The sequence below is a fragment of the Actinomadura sp. NPDC000929 genome (assembly GCF_040492065.1).
In the GTDB taxonomy this organism is placed as follows: domain Bacteria; phylum Actinomycetota; class Actinomycetes; order Streptosporangiales; family Streptosporangiaceae; genus Spirillospora; species Spirillospora verrucosospora.
In genome coordinates this window covers 1-5,614 of sequence record NZ_JBEUPA010000260.1, presented here as the reverse complement: position 1 = coordinate 5,614, position 5,614 = coordinate 1, and the positions used below count along the sequence as shown (strand labels likewise).

The following is a 5,614-nucleotide window of genomic DNA, read 5'->3' as shown; positions in this document are numbered from 1 at the left end:
GTCAGCTCGCGCCACCCGGCCGAGGGCGGCGGGCACGTGCGGCCGAGGCGGGACCGCACGAGCAGCCCGCGCTCCCCCGCCCGCGCGGCGGTCTCGACGTACTCGAACGCCTGCGGGAACCGGCTCTTCAGGACGGCGAGGAGCTGCACCGCGTCCGCCGTCCCGCCCCCGTACATGGCGGACAGCAGGGCGATCTTGGCCTTGTCGCGCGCGGTCCGCGCGCCGTCGGCGTCGTCGCGGAAGGCGTCGGACAGGGCCGCGTAGAGGTCGCCGTGCGCGGCGGCCTCGGAGAACGCGCGGTCGCCGGCGAGCGCCGCCAGCACCCGGGGTTCGAGCTGCGCGGCGTCGGCGACGACCAGGGCCCAGCCCGGGTCGGCGACGACGGCCTTGCGCAGCACGCGCGGGATCTGCAGGGCGCCTCCGCCGCTCGTCGCCCACCGCCCGGACACGACGCCGCCGACGACGTACTCGGGACGGAACCGGCCGCCGCTCACCCACGTGTCGAGCCACGTCCAGCCGTGCGCGGCGTGCAGCCGCGACAGCTCCTTGTACTCCAGCAGCAGGGGCACGGCGGGGTGGTCGACCTGCCGGAGGACGTACGCCCGCGTGGACGCGATCGGCAGCCCCGCCGAGGCGAACGCCCGGATGATCTGCGCCGGGGAGTCGGGGTTGACGTGCACGCGCGGCCCGAACGCGGCGCTGATCCGGTCGGCGAGCTCCTGCAGCCTGCGGGGCCGCAGACCGCCCGTGGGCCGCGGCCCGAGCATCTCGGTGAGCAGCGCGTCGTGCTCGTCCGCCGACCAGGGCAGCCCGTCGTGCGCCATCTCGGCGGCCACCAGCGAACCGGCCGACTCGGCCGCCGCGAGCAGCGCGAACCCGTCAAGCCCGGCGATGCCGCGCTGCTGCTCGGCGTGCACCGCGACGATCTGGCCGAGGTCGTCGGCGGACTCCTCCCGCCCGGCGTCGTCGTCGAACAGCGACGGCTGCGCGGCGTCTTCCCGGGGCGGCGGCGGATCGGCCGGGACGGGCTCGCCGCGCAGCCGCGCCCACGCCGCCCGGACCGAGCGCGGCTCCCCGTACCGCCCGGCATGGCCGAGCAGCAGGCTTTCGACGAGTTCGAGGTCGTGGCAGCGCGCGACCCGCACGCCCGCCTCCAGCAGCCGGGGGTAGAGCCGCGCGGTGGACGGCCACACCCAGCGCGGCGCCGACTCGCGTTCCCGCTCGGCGATGGCCGGGACCAGGTCGGGAACCTCCTCGACGGGCCCCGCGGGCGTGCCGTCCTCGGCCACCGCCCGCAACGCACCCCCACGCCCGCCCCCGGCCGCGACCGCGATCCTCACCCGCCCATTCTGACCCCGCCCACCGACAATCCAGCTCCTGCACAAAGCGAAGACCCCCCGTGACAAGGTCACGGGGGGTCGAGCGCGATCCGAATCAGCAGGCCAGGGCCGTGGCCCGCTGCTCAAGGCAGCGTCTGAAGCTCGGCTGGCGACGACCTCCCCCATGCGATCGCGTCCGAAGGCAGATTCGAGCGAAGCAAGAATCTGATCGCGAAGCGAGCCGCCAAGGCGAGACGAAGCGATGCCAGCGATCGCCCGCCTTCATCGACGATGGAGGGCCGCCAGGCCCGAAGGAGGAGAGAAGGCCGAGAAAAAGGCCTAGAGGATCGACACCTGCTGGCCGGCGGGGGTGTCTCCGTAGCGGTCGATGACCTTGTTCAGCTGGAGCTGGTAGTACAGCACGCCGAAGCCGAAGATGCCGAGCAGGAAGCCCATGCCGCCGCTGCAGCTCGGCTGGAGGCCGGCCGAGCGCTGGGCCTGGGCGATGCGCCCGCCGAGCTTGACCCACATGACGAGCGGCCAGATGCCGAGGGTGATGCCGCCGAACAGCATGGACAGCAGCGCGTTGGTGGCGGCGTTGTCGATGCGCCGGTCGTACTGGTGCAGCTCGTCGTGGACCTTGAAGAACCAGACGAGCCCGTAGATGCCGAACGTGATGATCGGCAGCCCGAGCCAGGCGCCGACGGGGTTGCGGCGCTTCATGTTGAGGCCGGTGCCCGCGGCCGCGGGCGCCTGGTGCTGCGCGTGGGCGGGCGCGTAGCCGCCCTGGTATGCCTGCTGTTGGCCCTGACCCTGCTGGGGGTGACTCATGGAAAAGCTCTCCTGAAGGACGCGGTCGTTTTCCGGCCGACCGTCCGTTACCGTTCACCGGTGTGGTGAGCCACGACTGTAACGGCAGCCGGGCACGCCGCGAGGCAAGATCGCCTACTTTCGCCCCATGACTGGCAGATCATCCAAACCGGCCGGTCAGCGCAGCGGGATCGTCACCTCGTCCTCGCACGGCGGCGACGTCTCGTGGTCGCCGCACCCCGTCGCCGCGAAGCAACGGATGCGCAGCTGCGACTCCGTCACGTCCAGGCGGAGGAAGCTCTTGAAGAACGGCGGCCGGTCCCAGTCGGCCAGCTCCGACCGGAACCGCTGCGGCAGCCTGCGGACGGGGAGCCGCAGGAAGCGGGGGCGGCCGCGGCCGCCCCGCGGCACGCCGAGGACGGCGGCGACGAAGCGCGCGCGGCGCGACGCCGCGGGGCCGTCGTACCCTCGCCCCGGCTTGATCCCGAGCCGGTGCTCGACGGCGGCGGTGGCCTCCTCGGGGGTGAGCTCGAAGAGCCCCGGGAGCCGCAGCCACCGGCCGTACAGCTTGCTGTAGCGCGACAGGGAGTCGCCGCGCAGCGGGTAGCAGCGGAACTCGTCCTCCTCCACCACCCGGGTCCGCGGGATGACGTGGGTCGCGTGCATGAAGGCGCCGCCGCCGCCCGAGACGATGTACTGGATCGTCCGGCCGTCGCCGGTCCGCACCGGGTAGCGCTGGTAGTTGTGGATGTCGCCGCCGATCGCGGCCACGTAGTGGTGCGCCGGGTCCTGGACGATCTCGTCGACCGTCCCGCCGCCCTCGATCGCCCCGGGACGGTGGTCGTCGTCCACGTAGAGCGGCTTTCCGGTCACCAGCAACTTTGGTTTCGGCCCCCCGGAGACCTCCCGGAGCCAGCGCCCCTGGTCGCGGTCGAGCCGGCCCGTGATCCCGGTGTCGATGCCGATGATGCGCAGCGCGGGGGTGTCGATCGCCCAGTACGGCCCCGGTTGCGCGCCCTGCTGGCCGGGCGCGCCCCGGTACAGCCGGCGGGCCTCGGCGAGCGCCTCCGCGTCGACGGCTCCGGAGTGGCGCCACAGGCGGCGCGGGATGAAGGCGAGCGGGCCGCGCCACGGGGGCGGCGAGCAGTTCTCGTCCAGGCCGCAGAAGACGTGCAGGAAGCCGCGCAGGCCGTCGTACCAGTCGTGGTTGCCGGGCACCGCGTAGATGGGCGCGGGGTAGTCCTTGTAGGGGCGGAAGAACTTGTCGGGGTAGTCCCCCGCGTCGCCCGTCGGGTAGATCACGTCGCTGGCGATGACCATGAAGTCGGTGCCCGCGGCCGCGTGCAGCAGCGGCGGGACCACCGCGTACTGCGACCGGTCCCCCTCGCCGGTGTCGCCGACCAGCGCGAAGGAGAACTCCGGCGCCGGGCGGTGCACGGTGAACGCGGCCGGGGTGCCGCGCTCGCGCAGGGACGCCACGCAGCGACGGCGGATCGCGTTCGCCGGGTCGCCGAACAGGCGCGCCAGCACGTCGTTGCGCGATCGCCAGAGCACCGAGGGGCGGCGCCAGGAGAAGTCGGGGACGCGGTCCGGGAGCAGCTCGTGGAAGCTTCCCCGCCTGCCGCAGGCCCAGCCGGCGCCTTCCTCGGAGGTGCGCGAGTTGTCGGGTCCGGGGGGGACCTCGGCAGACACAGAATGCCTCCGGGCGTGAGGGGGTGCTCACAGCCTTTCCGGAGGCGGTCACGCCGTCAAGGCGACACGACGCCAGGAAGCAGACACTTCGTCAGGCAAGCGCGGTTGGCGCCGGCGCCACCCCCAAGGACACCGGCGCCACCACGACGAGGGGGCCTGCGGTCATCATGAGTCCCCCCAGAACGGCGAGCAGTGAAGTCGCCTTCCCATGATGCCTCCACAGACAGCCCCAAGGTCCCGTAGCGGGACGTAACCGACACTATCCGGAGAGCCGTAATGGGGGCGTAAACCGCCCTAAACGCCCTGCAAAACCTGGCGGCGTGCCGGTCAGGGCGCCAGGACGCGCAGCGCGCCGGGCATCACCCGCGCGGTGACCGGCAGGATCCCGGGGAGTTCGCCGTCCGCCCCGTACGGGAGCGTCCTGCCGGACCCGCCGGCGAGCTCGATCCGGACCTCGCGGCCGCGCAGGACCTCCACCTCGGGCCGCCGGACGTGCGTCCCGGCCTCCAGCTCCCGCATGACGGCGAAGAACAGCGTCCTCGGCGCCTTGCGGATCAGCACGACGTCGAGCAGGCCGTCGTCGACGCGCGCGCCGGGGGCGATGTGCTTGCCGAACCCGTAGTAGCCCGAGTTGGCGGCGACGACGGTGTAACCCTCCCGCCGGTACCGCTCGCCGTCCACGGTGATCAGGTAGTCGGCGTGCCGCCACGAGGCGATCGCGCGCAGCGCCCCGACGTAGTAGGCGGCCGAGCCGCGCAGGAGCCGCGTCCTGTTGGCGTTGTCGTTGGCGACCGCGTCCACGCCCGCGTAGACGCTGCCGAGCACGGCCGTCCCGTTGGCGTCGATGGCGTCCACGGCGCGCGGCTCGCCCTCCAGCAGCAGCCGGGCGAGCCGCTCCGGGTCGGACGGGACGCCGAGCTGGCGCGCGAAGTCGTTGCCCCGGCCGGCGGGGACGATCCCGAACAGGGCCCCCGTCCCGGCCAGGGCTCCGCCGACGCAGCCGACCAGGCCGTCCCCGCCGACGCCGAGCACCACCCGGCCCGCCTCGGCGGCGGCGCGGGCGGCGTCGGCGGCGTGCTCCATCCCGCGGCTGTACTCGACGTCGACCTCGGCGCCCGCGTCGCGCAGCAGCCGGGCCAGCGGGATCAGGCAGGAGGCGGACGCGCCGCCCGCCGCCGGGTTGACGATCGCGGTGAACGCGCGCACGCCGCTCACTTCCTTCCCGCGCACGGAGCTCACTCTCCTTCCGCGGGCGGGACGAGGACGCCCGGGTTGAGGATCCCGGCGGGATCGACCCTCTCCTTGACGGCGCGCAGCACGGCGGCGCCGAGCGGCCCGATCTCCCGGGCGTACCAGTCGCGGTGGTCGGTGCCCACCCCGTGGTGGTGGCTGATCGTCCCGCCGGCGGCGAGGATCGCGTCGCAGGCCGCGCGCTTGGCGGCGGCCCAGTGCCCGACGGGCTCCTCGCCCTGCGCGGACACGACCGTGAAGTAGAGGGACGCGCCCGTCGGATACACGTGCGAGATGTGGCACATCACCAGCGGCGGCGTCCCGGCGCCCGACAGCGTTCCGATCAGGGCCTCCCGGACGGCTTCGTACAGCGCGGGGACGTCCGACCAGAAGGCGGCGGTCTCCAGCGTCTCGACGAAGGCGCCGGCGTCCAGGAGGGAGTCGCGCAGGTAGGGGGCGTCGAAGCGGCCGCGCTCCCACTTCTCCCCCGGCCCGGCGCCGAGCGGCTCGCCGCCGGCCTCGCGCAGCACCCGCGCGGCCCCGGCCCGCCGGTCGGCGACGCG

At 73.9% G+C, this 5,614-nt stretch carries 5 protein-coding genes; all 5 read right to left on the bottom strand.

Annotation, left to right across the window (positions count from 1 at the left end):
* On the bottom strand, nt 1–1,340 hold a 1,340-nt coding region (locus ABWI04_RS41345; RefSeq protein WP_353835823.1), incomplete at its 3' end, for a bifunctional 3'-5' exonuclease/DNA polymerase.
* A gap of 318 nt (nt 1,341–1,658) precedes the next feature.
* A complete protein-coding gene (locus ABWI04_RS41340; protein WP_345184640.1) occupies nt 1,659–2,150 on the bottom strand; it encodes a DUF4234 domain-containing protein in 492 nt (163 codons plus the stop codon).
* A 156-nt stretch (nt 2,151–2,306) separates the two neighbouring features.
* Nucleotides 2,307–3,821 (bottom strand): metallophosphoesterase family protein, encoded by a 1,515-nt coding sequence (locus ABWI04_RS41335; protein ID WP_345184642.1) that lies wholly within the window; start codon nt 3,819–3,821, stop codon nt 2,307–2,309.
* Nucleotides 3,822–4,148: 327 nt separating this feature from the next.
* Nucleotides 4,149–5,051, bottom strand: a complete 903-nt coding sequence (locus tag ABWI04_RS41330) for a diacylglycerol kinase family protein (protein ID WP_345184644.1) — start codon at nt 5,049–5,051, stop codon at nt 4,149–4,151.
* Nucleotides 5,052–5,056: 5 nt separating this feature from the next.
* On the bottom strand, nt 5,057–5,614 hold a 558-nt coding region (locus ABWI04_RS41325), incomplete at its 5' end, for an FAD-linked oxidase C-terminal domain-containing protein (RefSeq protein WP_353835822.1).